The following is a 16,926-nucleotide window of genomic DNA, read 5'->3' as shown; positions in this document are numbered from 1 at the left end:
CTGCCAAACTGCTAAACTCCCGCGCCCCGATTTCCTCCAGCAAGGCGCCCGCATGTCTTCCTTGAACCTGGCGCTGCGCGCCGCTCTCGATCAACGCCAGGATCTGCTCGCCGAGCTGCACCGCCAGGGCACCGACTGCTATCGGCTGTTCCACGGCAGCCAGGAAGGCGCCGGCGGCCTGACCATTGACCGCTACGGCCCGCAACTGATGGTGCAAAGCTTCCACCAGACCCTGGCGCGTGAAGACCTGCTGCAACTGCACGCCATGGTCAACCAGACTCTTGGCCTGGAAACCCTGCTGGTCTACAACGACCGCTCCCGTGGCAACTCACGGATCGATCGTGAAGACAGCGTCTACCGCGCCGACGACGCCGCGCTGGCCGATCTGGTCGGCCACGAATGGGGCTTGAACTATCGCGTGCGCGGACGTCACGCCGGGCAGGATCCGCTGCTGTTCCTCGACCTGCGCAACACCCGCGGCTGGGTCAAGGATCACGCCAAGGGCAAAAGTGTGCTCAACCTGTTCGCCTATACCTGCGGGGTCGGTCTCAGCGCGGCGGCCGGCGGTGCGCGCGAGGTGTGCAACCTGGATTTCGCCGAGGGCAATCTGGCAGTCGGCCGCGAGAACGGTCAGCTCAACCCGCACCTACCGACCATGGAATTCATCCAGTCCGACTACTTCCCGGCCATCCGCCAACTGGCCGGCCTGCCGATCAGCCAGCGTCGCGGGCAGAAACTGCCGAGCTATCAGCGCCTGGAACAGCGCCAGTACGATCTGGTGCTGCTCGACCCGCCCGCGTGGGCCAAGAGCGCGTTCGGCACCGTTGACCTGCTGCGCGATTATCAAAGCCTGCTCAAGCCGGCCCTGCTGACCACCGCCGAGAATGGCGTGCTGATCTGCTGCAACAATCTGGCGAAAGTCAGCATGGACGATTGGCGCGAACAGGTGCTGCGTTGCGCCGAAAAAGCCGGGCGGCCGGTGCGTGAGTGGAGCGTGATGACCCCGGGTCGGGATTTCCCCTCGCTGGATCAGCAGCCACCACTGAAGACCCTGATCCTTCAGCTCTAAGCACTGCCAAGGAAACTTCCCACAGAAAAAATCTGAACAACCCTGAGCATGGGCAATTGCTTCGGAACCGGAATCGCGTGCCATACTCCAAGGCACTCCGATTCAGACAGATGAAGCCGCACATGCCCAAAGGATTGATTCGCGCGATTGGCGCCCTGTTGACTGCCCTGGCCCTCTACAGCCTGCTGGGGTTCCTGATTTTGCCGGGCATTGCGCTCAGGGTGGTGAATCAGCAACTGGCCAACTACGCCACGGTGCCGGCGCATCTGCAACGTATCGAACTCAACCCGTTCAGCCTTGAACTCACGCTGTGGGGTCTGGTGATCGGCGAGCCGGGCAAGGAACAGGTCGGCTTCGAACGCCTGTACGCCAACCTGCAACTCGACAGCCTGTGGACCAAAGCCCTGCATCTGTCCGACATCGAACTGGAAAAATCCAGGACCGAGATCCTGTTCGCCAAGGACGGTCAGCTCAACCTCCTCGGTCTGTTCAAGCTACCCGCCAGCGAGCCCACCCCGGCCGATCCCGACGCCAAACCGTTTCCGCTGCGCATCGACCGGATCCAGCTCGTCGGCGGCAATCTGCATTTTGTGGATGCGCGGCCCAGCGAGCCGATCGAGTTTCTCTACGACAAGCTCGACTTCGAGCTGAAAAACCTCAGCACCCTGCCCGAAGACAACGCCGACATGACCCTCGTCGCGATCGGCCCGGCCGGTGGGCAGATCGACTGGAAAGGCAACTTCAGCCTGATCCCGATCGCTTCCGAAGGCACGCTCAAGATCACCGACGGCCAGATGAAAGCCTTCTGGCCTTACGTGCGTGATGCCGTGCCACTGGTGCTGGAAAACGGGGTCGTCAGCCTGAGCACCGACTACAAGCTCAACCTGTCCAAGGAAACCGAACTGCTGCTGAGCAACGTGGCGGTCAATATCGCGCCGTTCGCCATCAAGACGCCGGACGGACGCCCGCTGGCGAAACTCGAGCGTCTCGACGTCAGCGACACCACGGTGGACCTGGCCAAGCAGCAAGTGGTGGTTGGCAAGATCCGCAGTCAGAAACTGGAAACCTGGGCAGCCCTGGAAGCGGACGGCCAACTGGATTGGCAAAAACTGTTCGCCAGCCAGCCGTCGAAACCCGCCGCAAAAGCGGCTGCCGAACCTGCGAACACACCAGCGGCAGCCGACTCGCCGAAACCCGAACCGACCGCGCCGAGCAAACCGTGGCAAGTGTTGATCAAGGACGTGCAACTGCGTGACTACAAAGTGCATCTGGCCGACCGTTCGGCGAAGCCGGAAGTCACGCTGGATGTCACGCCGCTGAACGTCGATCTGCAGAATTTCGACAGCCTCAACAGCTCGCCCTTCAACCTCAGGCTCGACACCGGGCTGGGCAAGCAAGGCAAGATCAGCGCCGATGGCGTGGTCAACCTGGCGCCGGTCACCGCACAGCTCAACGTGAAAACCCAGGACATCGACCTGCGGGTCGCGCAGTCCTACATCAACCCGTTCATTCGTCTCGAACTACGCAGCGGCATGCTCGGCAGCGACCTGAAAGTGAACCTGAAAAGCACTGACCCGCTGGCCCTCAGCATCACCGGTCGTGCTCAGATCGATCAGTTGCACACCCTCGACACCCTGAAAACCCGCGACTTCCTGAAGTGGCAGCAAGTGGTGGTCGAAGGCCTGAACTATCAACATGGCGACAGCCTGTCGATCGACAGGGTCAACCTGTTCCAGCCGTATGCGCGGTTCATGATCAACGATGATCGCACCACCAACATCGACGACCTGCTGATTCCGCAGCCGGCCGATTCCGGGGCGAAGACCGCCGCGGCGAAACCGGCGAGCAATGACAAACCGCTGGGTATTCACATCGGCGGCATCGCGATCAACGACGGCTCGGCCAACTTCGCCGACTTCAGCCTGACCCCGAACTTCGCCACCGCCGTGCAGCAGCTCAACGGGCAGATCGGCACCATCGACAGCCGTCAGGCGAAACCGGCCAGCGTCGACATCAAGGGCAAGGTCGACCGCTATGCGCCGGTGACCATCAAAGGCGCGGTCAACCCGTTCGACCCGATGGCCAGCCTCGACATCGCCACCAGTTTCAAACGGGTCGAACTGACCACCCTGACGCCCTACTCCGGCAAGTTCGCCGGCTACCGCATCCGCAAGGGCCGGCTCAACCTCGACCTGCATTACCTGATCACCAAAGGCCAGCTCAAGGCCGAGAACAAAGTGGTGGTCGAGCAACTGCAACTGGGTGAGAAAGTCGACAGCCCGGATGCCGTGAGCCTGCCGCTGAAACTGGCGATCGCCCTGCTCAAGGACGTCGACGGCAAGATTTCCATCGAACTGCCGGTCACCGGTGACCTGAACAATCCGCAATTCAGCGTGATGCCGATTGTCTGGCAGACCCTGCGCAACCTGATCGTCAAGGCCGCCGCCGCACCGTTCAAGCTGATTGGCGGTCTGGTCAGCGGTGGCGGCTCGGAAGACCTCGGCACCGTGTCCTTTGCACCGGGCTCCAGCGACCTGAGCAAAGACGCCGAAGCGGCGCTGGTGAAGCTGTCGCAAGCGCTGAAGGAACGTCCGGCCCTGCGCCTGGAAATCGAGGGCACCGCGGCAAAAAGCAGTGATGGCCCGTTGCTCGCCGAACAGCGCCTGGAACGTGAATACCAGTACAACTACTACAAGATGCTCCAGCGCCGTGGCGACAAAGTGCCGGCGCAGGCTTCGCTGATCCAGGTCCCGGATAACGAAAAAGGCCCACTGCTCGAGGGCATCTATCGCACCCGCCTGAAAACCCAGCCACCGGCCGAGTGGAAGGACCTGGGCAAGGAAGAACGCACCGCGAAAATGCGCGCCGACGTGATCAAGTTCTGGAGCTCCAGCGACGTGCTGCTGCGCCAGCTCGGTCAGGACCGTGCCAGCAGCATCAAGGATTACCTGGTAGACAAGGGCCAACTGGCCGACGATCGTGTGTACTTCATCGACGCCAACCTCGGCGAAGCGGAGAGCGACGGGCGAGTGGTGACGCAAATGCATCTGGATGCCGAGTAATGAACCGCAAGTGGCTGGCTGCACTGGGGCTGGTGTTTCTCGCCAGTCAGGCTGCGGCGTCCGATACCCTGCGCTGCGGCAGCCAGTTGGTGAGCCTTGGCGACCGCGCCAGCGAGGTGCTGCAAAAATGTGGTGAGCCGGTCGGTCGCGATCTGCTCGGTTACAAGCGCAGCGCCAACCGTCGCGAGGAGTTTCAGGTCGAGGAATGGACTTACGGCCCGAACAACGGCATGTATCAATACCTGCGTTTTGAAGGCAATCGCCTGAAGCAGATCAACAGCAAGCGCGGCAACTGATCTTCCGCGCCTTTTTCCGGCCCCTGAAATAGAACAGGCCCCGACATGAATGCCGGGGCCTGTAATGGCCACATTCCGTGTGGCCGGTCGCATGAACTCTAAAGTGCGGCAGACGTATTGCTCGGCCCGCCTGTCGCGTCTTCTCCCGGTCCAGGCGAGAAGTCTTGCCTTACTCGGCTTTCAGGCCGTCAGCGGAGACCGCTCTCACGCCTTTGATTTTCTTGGTGATGTTCACAGCGGTGGTTTTCTGAGCTTCGGTGATCGCGACGTCAGAAGACAGGGAAACCACGCCTTTGTTGGTTTCAACTTTGATGTCGGTGCCAGGAATGCCTTTTTCGGTTACCAGGTCGCTTTTGACTTTGGTGGTGATCCAGGTATCGGAAGTAGCTTCTTTAGCCTTGGTGACTTCACCGGCAGCCAGGGTCATTGGAGCCTGAGTGGTCTGGGTCGATTGAGCAAATGCACCCGAAGCCATGGTCAGGGTCAGCGCGGTAGCAGCAGCGGCAGTGATAGCGAACTTCTTCATACGAGTAACTCCTGTTTTTCTGGAAAGTCTGCTGGTTGTCTTGTCAGCAGGGTTACTGGAGATATTGCGAACGCTGTGCCAACTTTCAAAATTAGATTAAAACCTTATAAATCAATAACTTATAAATGTTGCATTTTTTCGGAATCATGCAAATTGCATGAGTCGTGAAATATCTACATGCAAGTTGCGGCTTTTCGGAAAGTTCCTAACAGCCTGAAATTATTGAAGCTTTTGTGAAGTGTCGCGCAATGAAAAATGCCCCGCATCGCGGGGCATTCCTGCTGTCAGCTTATGTATCAAGCGCCACTGCCAGGGCAACCTCTCGGCGCGTATTCATTGTTGACCGTCGAGGCACATGTCCAGACACCCGACGTGGCACCCGTGGCCGCGCCAGAGCGGGTGAGCGTAATGGTTTTACCCAGCACCGGACCTGGTGCATTAACCAGCGTACATGTAATGGTGCCAGCGCCAGTCGCCGCGGTGCCTGTAACCGTCAACGTACAGTTGGAGGTGGCGGCTGTACCGCCATTCACATTGGTTATATCCGGAGCGGTACCTTGGTTGATGGTGTCCTCGAACGGCACCTTCATCGCACTGATCTCCGCCAACCCCGCCGTCACCTTCGACCGCGCCTGATATTTGGAGTACTGCGGCAGCGCCACAGTAGCGAGAATACCGATGATCGCCACAACGATCAGCAGCTCGATCAGAGTGAAACCCTGTTGTTTATTCATAGACACGCTCCATGCATGAGTCGAAATCTCATGATCTGTTCAAGACTCAGCACAGCCCGTGCCAAACGCTCGCAGCCCATACCCGCTGGGCGCCATCCGGCTGACATGCCGATTCCTACAACCCGTAACCGCACTATCTGACACTTTTTGTCACCCGCACTCCACGTGTATGGCGCTGTCACTTGACTAGGCTATAAGTCATGAACGGCAAGCACGTGGAAACCCCATGAATGACATCGCTCTGAGCGGTCTGGCCAAGCAACTGGTCCAGGCCGAATTGCTCACGGAAAAGAGTGCCCAGCAAGCCTGGCAACAGGCGCAGCGCAATCGCCTGTCGCTGGTCAGTTACCTGGTGCAGAACAAACTGGTGAAGAGCTGGCAGGTCGCGGAAATTGCCTCGGAGCATTTCGGCATGGCATTTCTCGACCTCAACTGCCTCGACAAGGAAACCCAGCCCAAAGGCCTGGTCAGCGAAAAACTGGTGCGCCAGCACCACGCCCTGCCCCTCTGGCGACGCGGCAACAAACTGTTCGTGGGGATTTCCGACCCGAGTAATCATCAGGCGATCAACGACATTCAGTTCAGCACCGGACTGAGCACCGAAGCCATTCTGGTCGAGGACGACAAGCTCACCGACGCCATCGAAAAATTCTTCGACACCCACGCCACCGGCCTGGAGGAGATGGCCGATGTCGACCTCGACGGGCTGGACATCGAATCGGTCGACGACAGCAAGCAGGACACCCTCGGCGGAATCGACGCCGACGATGCCCCGGTGGTGCGCTTCGTTCACAAGATGCTGCTGGACGCGATCAAGAGCGGCTCGTCCGACCTGCACTTCGAGCCTTACGAAAAGAACTACCGGGTGCGGGTGCGCACCGACGGCATTCTGCGTGAGGTAGCCAAGCCGCCGATTCAACTGGCCGGGCGCATCGCCGCGCGCCTCAAGGTGATGGCCAGCCTCGACATTTCGGAGCGACGCAAACCCCAGGACGGGCGGATCAAGATGCGTCTGTCGAAAAGCAAGTCGATCGATTTCCGGGTCAACACCCTGCCCACCCTCTGGGGGGAGAAAGTGGTGATTCGGATCCTTGACCCGTCCAGCGCCCAGATCGGCATCGATGCCCTTGGCTACGAGCCGGAGCAGAAAGACCTGTACATGGCCGCCCTCAAACAGCCGCAAGGCATGATTCTGGTGACCGGCCCAACCGGCTCGGGCAAGACCGTGTCGCTGTACACCGGGCTGAACATCCTCAATACCGTCGACATCAATATCTCCACGGCCGAAGACCCGGTGGAAATCAACATGGAAGGCATCAACCAGGTCAACGTCAATCCCCGTCAGGGGCTGGACTTTGCCCAGGCCCTGCGCTCGTTCCTGCGTCAGGACCCGGACGTGATCATGGTCGGCGAAATCCGCGACCTCGAAACCGCCGAAATCGCGATCAAGGCCGCCCAGACCGGTCACCTCGTGCTGTCCACCCTGCACACCAACAGCGCAGCAGAGACCCTCACCCGCCTGCACAACATGGGCATCCCCGGCTTCAACATCGCGACCTCGGTGAGCCTGATCATTGCCCAGCGTCTGGCGCGAAAACTCTGCAGCCACTGCAAGAAACCCATCGAGATCCCACGCGAGACCCTGATCAAGGAAGGCTTCCCCGAGGAACGCATCGGCCATTTCACGATCTATGAGCCCGCCGGTTGCGATCACTGCAACGGCGGGTACAAGGGTCGCGTGGGGATTTATGAAGTGGTAAAGAACACCCCCGATCTGCAACGGCTGATCATGGCCGAGGGCAACTCACTGGAAATCGATACCCAGATGCGCCGGGACGGCTTCAATGACCTGCGTACCTCGGGCCTGATCAAGGCCATGCAAGGCATTACCAGCCTTGAAGAAATCAACCGGGTCACCAAGGACTGAACATGGCGGTCAAGGCAGCAAAAGTCAGCGTCTACGCCTGGGAAGGCACGGACCGTAAAGGCAGCAAGGTAACCGGCGAGTTGAGCGGCCAGAATCCCGCACTGGTCAAGGCCCAATTGCGCAAGCAAGGGATCAACCCGGGCAAGGTGCGCAAGAAATCCGCCTCGCTGCTGAGCTTCGGCAAGCGCATCAAGGCCCAGGACATTGCCCTGTTCACCCGACAGATGGCGACCATGATGAAGGCCGGCGTACCGCTGTTGCAGTCGTTCGACATCATTGGCGAAGGCTTCGAAAACCCGGCCATGCGCAAGCTGGTGGACGAGGTGAAACAGGAGGTCGCCGCCGGTAACAGCTTCGCCGCCGCGCTGCGCAAGAAGCCGCAATATTTCGACGAGTTGTACTGCAACCTGGTGGATGCCGGCGAGCAGTCCGGCGCCCTCGACACCCTGCTGGAACGGGTCGCGACCTACAAGGAAAAGAGCGAAAGCCTCAAGGCCAAGATCAAGAAGGCCATGACCTACCCGTCGGCCGTAGTGCTGGTGGCGGCGGTGGTCACCGGGATTCTGCTGGTCAAGGTGGTGCCGCAGTTTCAGTCGGTGTTCTCCGGCTTCGGTGCCGAACTGCCGGCCTTCACGCTGATGGTGATCAGCCTGTCCGAATTCATGCAGCAATGGTGGTGGGCGATTCTCGGTGCGCTGGTGGCCGCGTTTTTGGGCACCCGCCATGCCCTGAAAAAATCCCAGGCCCTGCGCGATCGACGCGACGCCTGGTTTCTCAAGCTGCCGTTGGTGGGCACATTGATGTACAAGTCCGCCGTGGCGCGGTTTGCCCGGACCCTGTCGACTACCTTCGCCGCCGGTGTGCCGCTGGTGGAAGCGCTGGACTCGGTGGCCGGCGCCACCGGCAACGTGGTGTTCAAGCGTGCCGTGCTGCGCATCCGCCAGGACGTCTCTACCGGCATGCAGCTGAATTTCTCGATGCGTTCCACCGGCATCTTTCCGAACATGGCGGTGCAGATGACCGCCATCGGCGAAGAGTCCGGCGCACTGGACGAGATGCTCGACAAGGTCGCAGGTTTCTATGAGGACGAAGTGGACAACATGGTCGACAACCTCACCAGCCTGATGGAGCCATTCATCATGGTGGTGCTGGGGGTGATCGTCGGCGGTCTGGTGGTGGCGATGTACCTGCCGATCTTCCAACTCGGCTCAGCGATCTGACATGCCTATCGACGAACTCCTCAGCCTGTATCCGCTGGCCTTTGTCGTCGCCGCCCTCCTGCTGGGGCTGGTGGTGGGCAGTTTCCTCAACGTGTTGATCTGGCGCCTGCCGAAAATGCTCGAGCGCGAATGGCGCCAGCAGGCTCACGATGTACTGGGCCTGCCCGGTGAATCGCCATTGCCCACCTACAACCTGATGCTGCCGCACTCGCAATGCCCGCACTGTGGCCACCGGATCCGTGCGTGGGAAAACATTCCCCTGTTGAGTTACGTGTGCCTGCGCGGGCGCTGTTCAAGTTGCAGCGCACCGATCAGCAAGCGTTACCCGCTGACCGAAATGGCCTGCGGCCTGCTCTCGGCGTTCATCGCCTGGCACCTGGGTTTCGGCTGGCCGGCGTGCCTGTTGATCGTGCTGACCTGGGGCCTGTTGGCCATGAGCCTGATCGACACCGAACATCAATTGCTGCCCGACGTGCTGGTGCTGCCGCTGCTGTGGCTGGGGCTGATCGTCAACAGCTTCGAGCTGTTCGTGCCGCTGCACGATGCCCTGTGGGGCGCGGTGCTGGGCTATATGGCGCTGTGGTCGGTGTTCTGGCTGTTCAAACTGCTCACCGGCAAGGACGGCATCGGTCACGGCGATTTCAAGCTGCTGGCGCTGCTCGGGGCCTGGGGCGGCTGGCAGATTCTGCCGCTGACCATCCTCTTGTCCTCGCTGGTGGGCGCCGTGCTCGGGGTGATTTTGCTCAAGCTGCGCGACCAGAAAACCTCGACGCCGATCCCCTTCGGCCCGTATCTGGCAATTGCCGGCTGGATTGCCTTGCTCTGGGGTGGTCAAATAACCGGCTTCTATTGGCAGTTTGTCGGTTTGAAATGAATACCCCTGCGGAAAAACCCTGGATTCTCGGCCTGACCGGCGGCATCGGCAGCGGCAAAAGCGCCGCCGCCCAGCACTTCATTGATCTTGGTATCCACGTGGTGGACGCCGATCACGCGGCGCGCTGGGTGGTCGAACCGGGCCGCCCGGCGCTGGCGAAGATCGCCGAACACTTCGGCCCCGAAGTCCTGCAGGCCGACGGCACGCTGGATCGTGCGGCTCTGCGCAAACTGATCTTTGAAGTGCCGGAGCAACGACGCTGGCTCGAAGCGCTGCTGCATCCGCTGATCGCCGAAGAAATCGCCCATCACCTGGCGCTGGCAAAATCGCCTTATGCGATTCTGGTTTCGCCGCTGCTGATCGAATCCGGGCAATACGCGATGACCCAGCGAATCCTGGTGATCGACGCCCCGCAACAACTGCAGATCGAACGCACCTTGCAGCGTGACCAGACCAGCGAAGAGCAGGTCCAGGCGATCCTCAAGGCCCAGTCCAGCCGCGAAGACCGCGTCAGCCGTGCCGATGACGTGGTGGTCAACGACCGCGACCTCGCCTGGCTGCACAGCGAAGTCGAGCGCCTGCATCACTTTTACCTGACTTTATCCGGAGGCCAATCATGAGCCAGACCCCAACCGTCAACTGCCCGACTTGCGGCGCGCCCGTGGAATTCACCACGGAGAACAAATACCGTCCGTTCTGCTCGGACCGCTGCAAACTCATCGACCTCGGCGCCTGGGCGTCGGAAGAGCACAAGATTCCGGTGGCCCCGGATGCCGAGGACGAACTGTTTTCCGGCGATTTCGACCCGCGTCACTGATCCCGTTCAGGGCCGCATGAAGCCGTAGTCCTGATCGTCGTCGAGGTTTTCCGCCAGAAAGCGCAACTCGTCGGCCAGGTCTTCGGCGTTGCGCACCGCCTTGCTCTGCTGCACCACCGCACTGAGCAAGGCGCGCAGGCTCAGGCCCGGATCGAACCCCACCTCCTGCGCCATCTCCAGACTCTGCCGGGTTTCCTGCCTCGCCCACTCGTACACGCTCATGCCGCTGCTCCTGAAGGAATTTGGCCGAGCATGAAATGCCGCGCGCAGAGTGGATTTGATGTGGATCAAGACTTGGGATCGTCGTCTTTCCACGGCGCCGAAAGGTAGCGGGTGCGGTTGAAGGTCTCCAGCCATTCCGGGCAGAACACCACCAACGCGCTGACCACTATGCCGTTGATGAAGGCTTCAGGAAATATCAGCAGCCACAGGTAACCGATGAAATCCTCCAGCCATTCCGGCATGGCAAAGAGGCCGTCGTACCAGAGCAAGGTCAGGCTCAGCGTCAGGCAGAACAACGCCGACAGCGCCGCGGCGAAAAAACCGGAACAGAAGATGTACACGAACGGATTGCGCGGCTGGGCGCGCTCGACCAGGATCGCCACGCATTCGGTGATCAGCACCGGCAACAGGATCAGCAAGGTGCCATTGACCCCGACGGCCACCAGATCCTGTCGCCCCAGCAGCACCAGCCCCAGTTGGGCCACCAGTGCACCGACGATCGCCAGTGGCCAGTCCAGCAGCAGCGTCACCGCTGTCATGCCGATGAAGTGGTAAGACACCCCGGTGTCGAAATCCCTGCGCACCAGCCACAGCAGAAACAACGCGAACACCGTACCGAACAGCAAATGCTGACGGCGGTTGTCGCTGAACAGCTCGACCCACGGTGCGCGGACAATCGCCCAGAGCAGCGCCGGCAGGTAAATCAGCCAGCCGAGGGTCAGACTTGCCGATGACAGCAGTTCTGCACCGATCATGATCCCATCACCTTCATTCGCACCGCAGACTCCTTTGATTGGCGCTCCTGCGGCGAAGTCTACACCCTGCACGGCGGCACATCTGCCGATGCAAAGCTTTCTGCTTGTCGCAATTGAACGCTAAGCTTGGGCCTATGGATGACTCAGATTATTTACGCCTGCTGACCATCGCGGCCGAGCAAGCCAACGCCTTTCTGTCCAATGCCCGCAAATGGGAGCGTGAGCGTTGGGTCTGCCAGCGCCTGCTGCAAGGCCTGAATATTCCTTATCGCGCCGACGAGTTCGCCCCCGCCGGGGAACCACCGGACGTGCTGTTTCGCGACGCCAATTTCGAGGTGTTTTTCGTCCTCGACGAGGGCCGTCGGCTTAACGATGAATGGCGCGATGAGCTGCAACGTCGGCGCAGCGCGTTTTCCCTCAGCCAACTGGTGCGGCGTGAAGCCAAGCCGCGGCGAATTCCGGCCAATGAATTTCTGCTGAGACTGGCGCCGACCTTGCGCAAGAAAGCGCACAACTACAAAGAACGCGGCATGGACCTGGGTGAGCTGGACATCATTGCCTTCGCCAGCCTCAAACGCGAAGTGCTCGACCTCAACAGCCACTTTCCGCCGCCCACCGAATACCTGCGTCAGGGCTGGCGTTCGCTGTCGCTGGTCGGACCTACGTTCGCCCGGGTGCTGTTCGCCCATCCCGATGCCCCGGATTTTCTGCGCGGCAACCTGGGGCGCAGCATCGTGTTCGATGTAGGGATCAGCCTGTGACGCCGCTTCAACAATTGATCGCCGAGGTCCCGCAGAGCGGCCGCGTACGCTGGATTGGCGTGCGTCCTGAATCTCGTGGACCGGTGATCGAGCTCGACGCCGTAGAGGCACGCCTTGAAGCGGGACTGACCGGGGATCATGCCCGCCCCGGAGTACGTAACGCCCGACAGGTCACGCTGATTCAGTTCGAACACCTGGCCGTGATCAGTGCATTGATGGGCCGTCCCCACGAGCAACCGGTCAGGCCTGAAGATCTGCGGCGCAATCTCGTCATAAGCGGGATCAATCTGTTCAGCCTCAAGGGGCGGCGCTTTCGCATTGGTCAGGCGATTTTCGAAACCACGGGCTGGTGCCAGCCGTGTGCGCGCCTGCAAAACAACCTTGGCCCGGGCACGTTCCAGGCTGTGCGCGGGCATGGCGGAATCACTGCGCGAGTGTTACAAAGCGGGATCATTCGCCTCGACGATGGCGTGTCGGTCGAACCGGTCCCGGACAGTGGCTATGCTCCTTTCAATCCCGGTTGAAAACCGCTGTAGCGTGTTCTCATTCAGTAACGTCTACCTGACGAGGCCTTTATGACCAGCCGCCTGAACCCCGAAGACCAGAAGCATGTCGAAGAGTACCTGCAGTTGTCCCAACACCGTGTCGAGCGCCGGCCTTTCCGGCCGTGGATGCTCCTGGTGCTGGTGCTGGCAGTGACCATTGGTCTGGGCCTGTTGAGCCGATTTATCAGTTACCTGACGCTATGAGCTGCATCGCGCTCGCTCGGGTAACCACACCGATTTCCTTTAAAAACCTTGCGAGCTATCCCTATGTCCCATCGTATTGTCATTGTCGGCGGCGGCGCCGGCGGTCTGGAGTTGGCTACCCGTCTGGGTAAGACTCTGGGCAAACGCGGCACCGCCAGCATCATGCTGGTCGACGCGAACCTCACGCACATCTGGAAACCGCTGCTGCACGAAGTGGCCGCCGGATCGCTGAACTCCTCCGAAGACGAACTCAACTATGTCGCCCAGGCCAAATGGAACCACTTCGAGTTCCAGCTGGGGCGCATGAGCGGGCTCGATCGTGAGCAGAAGAAGATCCAGCTGGCCGCCACCTACGACGAAAACGGCGTTGAACTGGTCCCGGCGCGGGAAGTGCCCTATGACTCGCTGGTGATCGCGGTCGGCAGCACCACCAACGATTTCGGCACCCAGGGCGCCGCGCAGCACTGCCTGTTCCTCGACACCCGTAAACAGGCCGAGCGTTTCCACCAGCAACTGCTCAATCACTATCTGCGCGCCCACGCCGGGCAGACCGATGTGGTCCAGCAGATCAGCGTGGCCATCGTTGGCGCGGGCGCCACGGGCGTCGAACTGGCGGCCGAGCTGCACAACGCGGCCCATGAACTGGCGGCTTACGGTCTGGACCGGATCAAACCGGAAAACATGCACATCACCCTGATCGAAGCCGGGCCACGGGTGCTGCCCGCCCTGCCGGAGCGCATCAGCGGGCCGGTGCACAAGACCCTGGAGAAACTCGGGGTCAACGTGATGACCAACGCTTCGGTCAGCCAGGTCACCGCTGACAGCCTGATCACCGCCGATGGCAACGAGATCAAGGCCAGTCTGAAAGTCTGGGCCGCCGGGATCCGCGCACCGGGTTTCCTCAAGGACATCGATGGCCTGGAAACCAACCGCATCAATCAGCTGCAAGTGCTGCCGACGCTGCAGACCACTCGCGACGAGAACATTTTCGCCTTCGGTGACTGCGCCGCCTGCCCGCAACCGGGCTCGGATCGCAACGTTCCACCACGGGCCCAGGCTGCGCACCAGCAGGCGTCGCTGCTGGCCAAATCGCTGAAGCTGCGCATCGAAGGCAAAACCCTGCCGGAGTACAAGTACACCGACTACGGCTCGCTGATTTCGCTGTCGCGTTTCTCGGCGGTGGGTAACCTGATGGGCAACCTGACCGGCAGCGTGATGCTCGAGGGCTGGCTGGCGCGGATGTTCTACGTGTCGCTGTACCGCATGCACCAGATGGCGCTTTATGGGCCGTTCCGCACAGCGATGCTGATGCTCGGCAGCAAGATCGGACGCGGCACCGAACCACGCCTGAAGCTGCACTGATGTAAAAACACCGTGGGGGCGGGCTCGCCCTCACGGTGTTTTGTTTTCTACTGTATCTGCCCTCGCTTTCCCCACCTTCGCTTACAAACGCCCCGCTCCTCGACACAGACGCGATACACCGCCACCGCTTAATGGCCACACCCGAGCACACCTGCTCCGGCTTGATCGCCCTTAACGTGTGGTTGCGCTGTGCAACCGAAGGAGAATGCAATGTCCCGTACTTCGAAAATCGGCAAAAACTCCCTTGGCCTGGTCGGTGCCGTACTGGCCGGCGGCATGATGCTGTCCGGCTCGGTGTTTGCCGCGCAACCGCTGGCCCAGGGCTACATGGTCGCTTCGGCCGAGACCTCGGTGAAAACCCCGGAAGGCAAATGCGGTGAAGGCAAATGCGGCGATGCGTCGATGGCCAAGACCGACACCGATGGCGACGGCAAGGTCTCCCGCGCCGAGTTTCTGAAAGTTGCACCGAAGTCCGACTTCGACAAGATCGACACCAACCACGACGGCTTCATCGACGAGCAAGAGGCGTACAACAACGTCAAAGCCAATTTCGAAGCCAACGGCAAGAAAATGCCGAAAGGTCTGTTCGAACACCTGAAAGACCAGGACGGTGCCTGATTTTTCAGACGCTCGACAAAACAAAGCCGCGCTTTCTCTGACGAGAAGCGCGGCTTTTTCACGCCTGCATGATTACAGCTGGAAGCGCCGCACCATGCCTTGCAGGGCGTTGGCCAGTTGCGACAGTTCATGGCTCGACGCATTGGTTTGATCGGCACCCGCCGCCGACCGCACCGACAGGTCGCGAATGTTCACCAGGTTGCGATCCACTTCCCGCGCCACTTGCGCCTGCTCTTCGGCGGCGCTGGCGATCACCAGATTGCGCTCGTGGATTTCGTGTACCGACGCCGTGATCGTCTGCAACGCTTCACCGGCCCGCTCGGCCAGCACCAACGTGGTGGCCGCCCGCGAGGCACTGGCCTGCATCGACTCCAGCGCCAGGCTCGAACCGTTGCGCATGCCCTGCACCATTTGCTCGATTTCCTGGGTCGATTGCTGAGTGCGATAAGCCAGCGCGCGAACCTCATCGGCAACCACCGCAAACCCGCGCCCGCTCTCCCCGGCTCGCGCTGCTTCGATGGCGGCGTTGAGCGCCAGCAGGTTGGTCTGCTCGGCGATCGCTCGAATCACGTCCAGCACTTTGCCGATGTCCTGCGACTGGTTGGCCAGCGATTGCACCAGTTCGCCGGTGTGCTCGACTTCGCTGGCCAGGGCGTTGATGGCGCCAGCAGTTTCGCTGACCCGTTCCTGGCCCAACTGCGCCGATTCGCTGGACTGGCGGGTGGCGTCGGCCGTCGACACCGCATTGCGGGCGACTTCCTCAACCGCCGTAGTCATCTCGTTGACGGCGGTGGCGGCCTGTTCGATTTCGTTGTTCTGTTGTTGCAGTCCTTGCGTGCTGTCGTGGGTGACCGCGCTCAGTTCGTCGGAAGCGGTCGCCAGTTGCGTGGCCGAGCCGCTGATGCCCTGCAGGGTTTCGCGCAGATTCTGCTGCATGGTTGCCAACGCCTTGAGCAACCGGCTGACCTCATCGTTGCCGTGAGTTTCGATCGGGCGGGTCAGATCGCCTCTGGCGACGTGCTCGGCCGCATCGACAGCGACGCTCAGGGGGCGGACGATGCTACGGGTGAGCAACATGGCCAGGGCCACCGTCGCCAGCGCCGCCAGAGCGATGAACAAGGTCACGATGGTGCGCGAGGTTTCGTAGTGGGCCGCAGAGTTCTGGCTTTCGGCGGCGACCTGGCGGGCGAACAGATCCGCCAGGTCGTTGAGTTGTTTGCCGGAGCCGTCGACCACGGTTTTCATGTCCACCAGCAGCAGTTTGGTCAGCTCGTCGCGCTTGCCCTGCTCGGCGAGGGTGAACGACTGGGCGATCCCGGTGCGGTAGGCGGCAAAGGTTTTCTTAAACTGTTCATACAACTGCTGACCTTCCGGGGTGGTCACCAGTCGATCATAGGCGGCGATTTTCTCGCTCAACTCTTTGTCCCGGGTGTCCATCTGGCTGCGGTACGTGGCGATGTTGGCCGGATCCTGATCCAGCGCCATGCGTAGGGAGATGGTGCGGATGCGCAGCATGATCTCGCGAATTTCGTCGCCGCCACGAATACTCGGCAACCACTGGGTCTCCACCGCCACTTCACTGTCGCGGATGCTCGACATCTGCCCCAGCGCGAACACCCCGAGCAACGCCACCAGTAACGCGATCAGGGCAAAGCCCAGAGCGGCGCGGGGAGCAATATTCAACTGACGAAGCAACATGACGAACGCCCTTTTTCTTGTATTGGCAGAGTTCAGGGGCGTTTGATGCGGCAGGCCCCTTTCGTTAGCGGGCTATCGGCAAGTTGTATGACGACTTGAATGAAACATTTCCGGAGGGCAAAAAAAATCCCCGTATCTTTCGATACGAGGATTTTTAATATGGTCGGGGTAAGGGGATTCGAACTCCTGACATCCTGCTCCCAAAGCAGGCGCGCTACCGGACTGCGCTATACCCC

General features: G+C 60.8%; 18 protein-coding genes. 13 read left to right on the top strand and 5 right to left on the bottom strand.

Going from position 1 to position 16,926, the window contains the following annotated elements:
* The first annotated feature begins 52 nt into the window (after nt 1-52).
* From ACKUG4_RS27645 to ACKUG4_RS27635, 3 genes are all read left to right on the top strand, one after another.
* On the top strand, nt 53-1,069 hold the full coding sequence (locus ACKUG4_RS27645) for a class I SAM-dependent rRNA methyltransferase (protein ID WP_085648753.1): 1,017 nt from the start codon (nt 53-55) through the stop codon (nt 1,067-1,069).
* 110 nt (nt 1,070-1,179) lie between these two features.
* Nucleotides 1,180-4,131, top strand: a complete 2,952-nt coding sequence (locus tag ACKUG4_RS27640; RefSeq protein ID WP_445435246.1) for a DUF748 domain-containing protein — start codon at nt 1,180-1,182, stop codon at nt 4,129-4,131.
* Nucleotides 4,131-4,427, top strand: coding sequence for a DUF2845 domain-containing protein (locus tag ACKUG4_RS27635; RefSeq protein ID WP_445435245.1), 297 nt, complete (start codon nt 4,131-4,133; stop codon nt 4,425-4,427). The genes ACKUG4_RS27640 and ACKUG4_RS27635 overlap by 1 nt, the downstream gene beginning before the upstream one ends.
* A 169-nt stretch (nt 4,428-4,596) precedes the next feature.
* Here the strand turns inward: ACKUG4_RS27635 and ACKUG4_RS27630 are convergent, their stop codons facing one another.
* Nucleotides 4,597-4,953 (bottom strand): BON domain-containing protein, encoded by a 357-nt coding sequence (locus tag ACKUG4_RS27630; protein ID WP_085648750.1) that lies wholly within the window; start codon nt 4,951-4,953, stop codon nt 4,597-4,599.
* A gap of 296 nt (nt 4,954-5,249) precedes the next feature.
* Nucleotides 5,250-5,687, bottom strand: coding sequence for a pilin (locus ACKUG4_RS27625; protein WP_064382076.1), 438 nt, complete (start codon nt 5,685-5,687; stop codon nt 5,250-5,252).
* Nucleotides 5,688-5,913: 226 nt separating this feature from the next.
* Here ACKUG4_RS27625 and pilB point away from each other — a divergent pair, with 226 nt between their 5' ends.
* From pilB to yacG, 5 genes are read left to right on the top strand one after another with little or no spacing between them, the layout of a single operon-like run.
* The gene (pilB, locus tag ACKUG4_RS27620) at nt 5,914-7,614 is read left to right on the top strand and encodes a type IV-A pilus assembly ATPase PilB (RefSeq protein ID WP_236190028.1); all 1,701 of its coding nucleotides are present in this window, start codon (nt 5,914-5,916) and stop codon (nt 7,612-7,614) included.
* A 2-nt stretch (nt 7,615-7,616) separates the two neighbouring features.
* Nucleotides 7,617-8,834, top strand: a complete 1,218-nt coding sequence (locus ACKUG4_RS27615) for a type II secretion system F family protein (RefSeq protein ID WP_445435244.1) — start codon at nt 7,617-7,619, stop codon at nt 8,832-8,834.
* 1 nt (nt 8,835) lies between these two features.
* Complete coding sequence (locus tag ACKUG4_RS27610; RefSeq protein ID WP_445435243.1) at nt 8,836-9,708, top strand: prepilin peptidase; 873 nt, start codon at nt 8,836-8,838, stop codon at nt 9,706-9,708.
* A complete protein-coding gene (gene coaE / locus ACKUG4_RS27605) occupies nt 9,705-10,328 on the top strand; it encodes a dephospho-CoA kinase (RefSeq protein WP_074691472.1) in 624 nt (207 codons plus the stop codon). Before ACKUG4_RS27610 ends, coaE begins: the two co-directional genes overlap by 4 nt.
* Nucleotides 10,325-10,525: a DNA gyrase inhibitor YacG gene (yacG, locus tag ACKUG4_RS27600; RefSeq protein WP_085648746.1), complete on the top strand. Its 201-nt coding sequence runs from the start codon at nt 10,325-10,327 to the stop codon at nt 10,523-10,525. The genes coaE and yacG overlap by 4 nt, the downstream gene beginning before the upstream one ends.
* Before the next feature lie 6 nt (nt 10,526-10,531).
* Here yacG and ACKUG4_RS27595 read toward each other — a convergent pair whose 3' ends face one another.
* Both ACKUG4_RS27595 and ACKUG4_RS27590 read right to left on the bottom strand, forming a co-directional pair.
* The gene (locus ACKUG4_RS27595) at nt 10,532-10,747 is read right to left on the bottom strand and encodes a hypothetical protein (protein ID WP_007959584.1); all 216 of its coding nucleotides are present in this window, start codon (nt 10,745-10,747) and stop codon (nt 10,532-10,534) included.
* A gap of 65 nt (nt 10,748-10,812) precedes the next feature.
* Nucleotides 10,813-11,502: an energy-coupling factor ABC transporter permease gene (locus ACKUG4_RS27590; protein WP_445435242.1), complete on the bottom strand. Its 690-nt coding sequence runs from the start codon at nt 11,500-11,502 to the stop codon at nt 10,813-10,815.
* Nucleotides 11,503-11,636: 134 nt separating this feature from the next.
* On the opposite strand from ACKUG4_RS27590, the gene ACKUG4_RS27585 reads away from it, so the two are divergent.
* The 5 genes from ACKUG4_RS27585 to ACKUG4_RS27565 all read left to right on the top strand — a co-directional run bounded on the left by ACKUG4_RS27585 (nt 11,637) and on the right by ACKUG4_RS27565 (nt 14,992).
* Complete coding sequence (locus ACKUG4_RS27585) at nt 11,637-12,263, top strand: DUF1780 domain-containing protein (protein ID WP_007959580.1); 627 nt, start codon at nt 11,637-11,639, stop codon at nt 12,261-12,263.
* The gene (locus tag ACKUG4_RS27580) at nt 12,260-12,787 is read left to right on the top strand and encodes an MOSC domain-containing protein (RefSeq protein ID WP_445435241.1); all 528 of its coding nucleotides are present in this window, start codon (nt 12,260-12,262) and stop codon (nt 12,785-12,787) included. The genes ACKUG4_RS27585 and ACKUG4_RS27580 overlap by 4 nt, the downstream gene beginning before the upstream one ends.
* Before the next feature lie 51 nt (nt 12,788-12,838).
* Complete coding sequence (locus ACKUG4_RS27575) at nt 12,839-13,012, top strand: DUF3094 domain-containing protein (protein WP_007909875.1); 174 nt, start codon at nt 12,839-12,841, stop codon at nt 13,010-13,012.
* A 63-nt stretch (nt 13,013-13,075) separates the two neighbouring features.
* A complete protein-coding gene (locus tag ACKUG4_RS27570; RefSeq protein WP_064599500.1) occupies nt 13,076-14,374 on the top strand; it encodes an NAD(P)/FAD-dependent oxidoreductase in 1,299 nt (432 codons plus the stop codon).
* 210 nt (nt 14,375-14,584) lie between these two features.
* A complete protein-coding gene (locus ACKUG4_RS27565) occupies nt 14,585-14,992 on the top strand; it encodes an HvfA family oxazolone/thioamide-modified RiPP metallophore (protein WP_064599501.1) in 408 nt (135 codons plus the stop codon).
* A gap of 72 nt (nt 14,993-15,064) precedes the next feature.
* On the opposite strand, the gene ACKUG4_RS27560 is transcribed toward ACKUG4_RS27565, so the two are convergent.
* Nucleotides 15,065-16,690, bottom strand: a complete 1,626-nt coding sequence (locus tag ACKUG4_RS27560; RefSeq protein WP_445435240.1) for a methyl-accepting chemotaxis protein — start codon at nt 16,688-16,690, stop codon at nt 15,065-15,067.
* Nucleotides 16,691-16,926: the final 236 nt, after the last annotated feature.

Origin of the sequence: Candidatus Pseudomonas auctus (assembly GCF_048654275.1) — a bacterium.
GTDB lineage: Bacteria > Pseudomonadota > Gammaproteobacteria > Pseudomonadales > Pseudomonadaceae > Aquipseudomonas > Aquipseudomonas pharyngis.
This window is presented reverse-complemented; position numbering and strand designations above follow the sequence as displayed.

Excerpts from the sequence above, each read along its gene's own strand:
- yacG (WP_085648746.1), top strand. The coding sequence starts at position 10,325 with ATGAGCCAGACCCCAACCGTCAACTGCCCGACTTGCGGCGCGCCCGTG.
- ACKUG4_RS27625 (WP_064382076.1), bottom strand. The coding sequence starts at position 5,687 with ATGAATAAACAACAGGGTTTCACTCTGATCGAGCTGCTGATCGTTGTG.
- ACKUG4_RS27610 (WP_445435243.1), top strand. The coding sequence starts at position 8,836 with ATGCCTATCGACGAACTCCTCAGCCTGTATCCGCTGGCCTTTGTCGTC.
- ACKUG4_RS27590 (WP_445435242.1), bottom strand. The coding sequence starts at position 11,502 with ATGATCGGTGCAGAACTGCTGTCATCGGCAAGTCTGACCCTCGGCTGG.
- ACKUG4_RS27560 (WP_445435240.1), bottom strand. The coding sequence starts at position 16,690 with ATGTTGCTTCGTCAGTTGAATATTGCTCCCCGCGCCGCTCTGGGCTTT.
- ACKUG4_RS27645 (WP_085648753.1), top strand. The coding sequence starts at position 53 with ATGTCTTCCTTGAACCTGGCGCTGCGCGCCGCTCTCGATCAACGCCAG.
- coaE (WP_074691472.1), top strand. The coding sequence starts at position 9,705 with ATGAATACCCCTGCGGAAAAACCCTGGATTCTCGGCCTGACCGGCGGC.
- ACKUG4_RS27585 (WP_007959580.1), top strand. The coding sequence starts at position 11,637 with ATGGATGACTCAGATTATTTACGCCTGCTGACCATCGCGGCCGAGCAA.
- ACKUG4_RS27635 (WP_445435245.1), top strand. The coding sequence starts at position 4,131 with ATGAACCGCAAGTGGCTGGCTGCACTGGGGCTGGTGTTTCTCGCCAGT.
- ACKUG4_RS27575 (WP_007909875.1), top strand. The coding sequence starts at position 12,839 with ATGACCAGCCGCCTGAACCCCGAAGACCAGAAGCATGTCGAAGAGTAC.
- ACKUG4_RS27640 (WP_445435246.1), top strand. The coding sequence starts at position 1,180 with ATGAAGCCGCACATGCCCAAAGGATTGATTCGCGCGATTGGCGCCCTG.
- pilB (WP_236190028.1), top strand. The coding sequence starts at position 5,914 with ATGAATGACATCGCTCTGAGCGGTCTGGCCAAGCAACTGGTCCAGGCC.
- ACKUG4_RS27595 (WP_007959584.1), bottom strand. The coding sequence starts at position 10,747 with ATGAGCGTGTACGAGTGGGCGAGGCAGGAAACCCGGCAGAGTCTGGAG.
- ACKUG4_RS27615 (WP_445435244.1), top strand. The coding sequence starts at position 7,617 with ATGGCGGTCAAGGCAGCAAAAGTCAGCGTCTACGCCTGGGAAGGCACG.
- ACKUG4_RS27630 (WP_085648750.1), bottom strand. The coding sequence starts at position 4,953 with ATGAAGAAGTTCGCTATCACTGCCGCTGCTGCTACCGCGCTGACCCTG.
- ACKUG4_RS27570 (WP_064599500.1), top strand. The coding sequence starts at position 13,076 with ATGTCCCATCGTATTGTCATTGTCGGCGGCGGCGCCGGCGGTCTGGAG.
- ACKUG4_RS27565 (WP_064599501.1), top strand. The coding sequence starts at position 14,585 with ATGTCCCGTACTTCGAAAATCGGCAAAAACTCCCTTGGCCTGGTCGGT.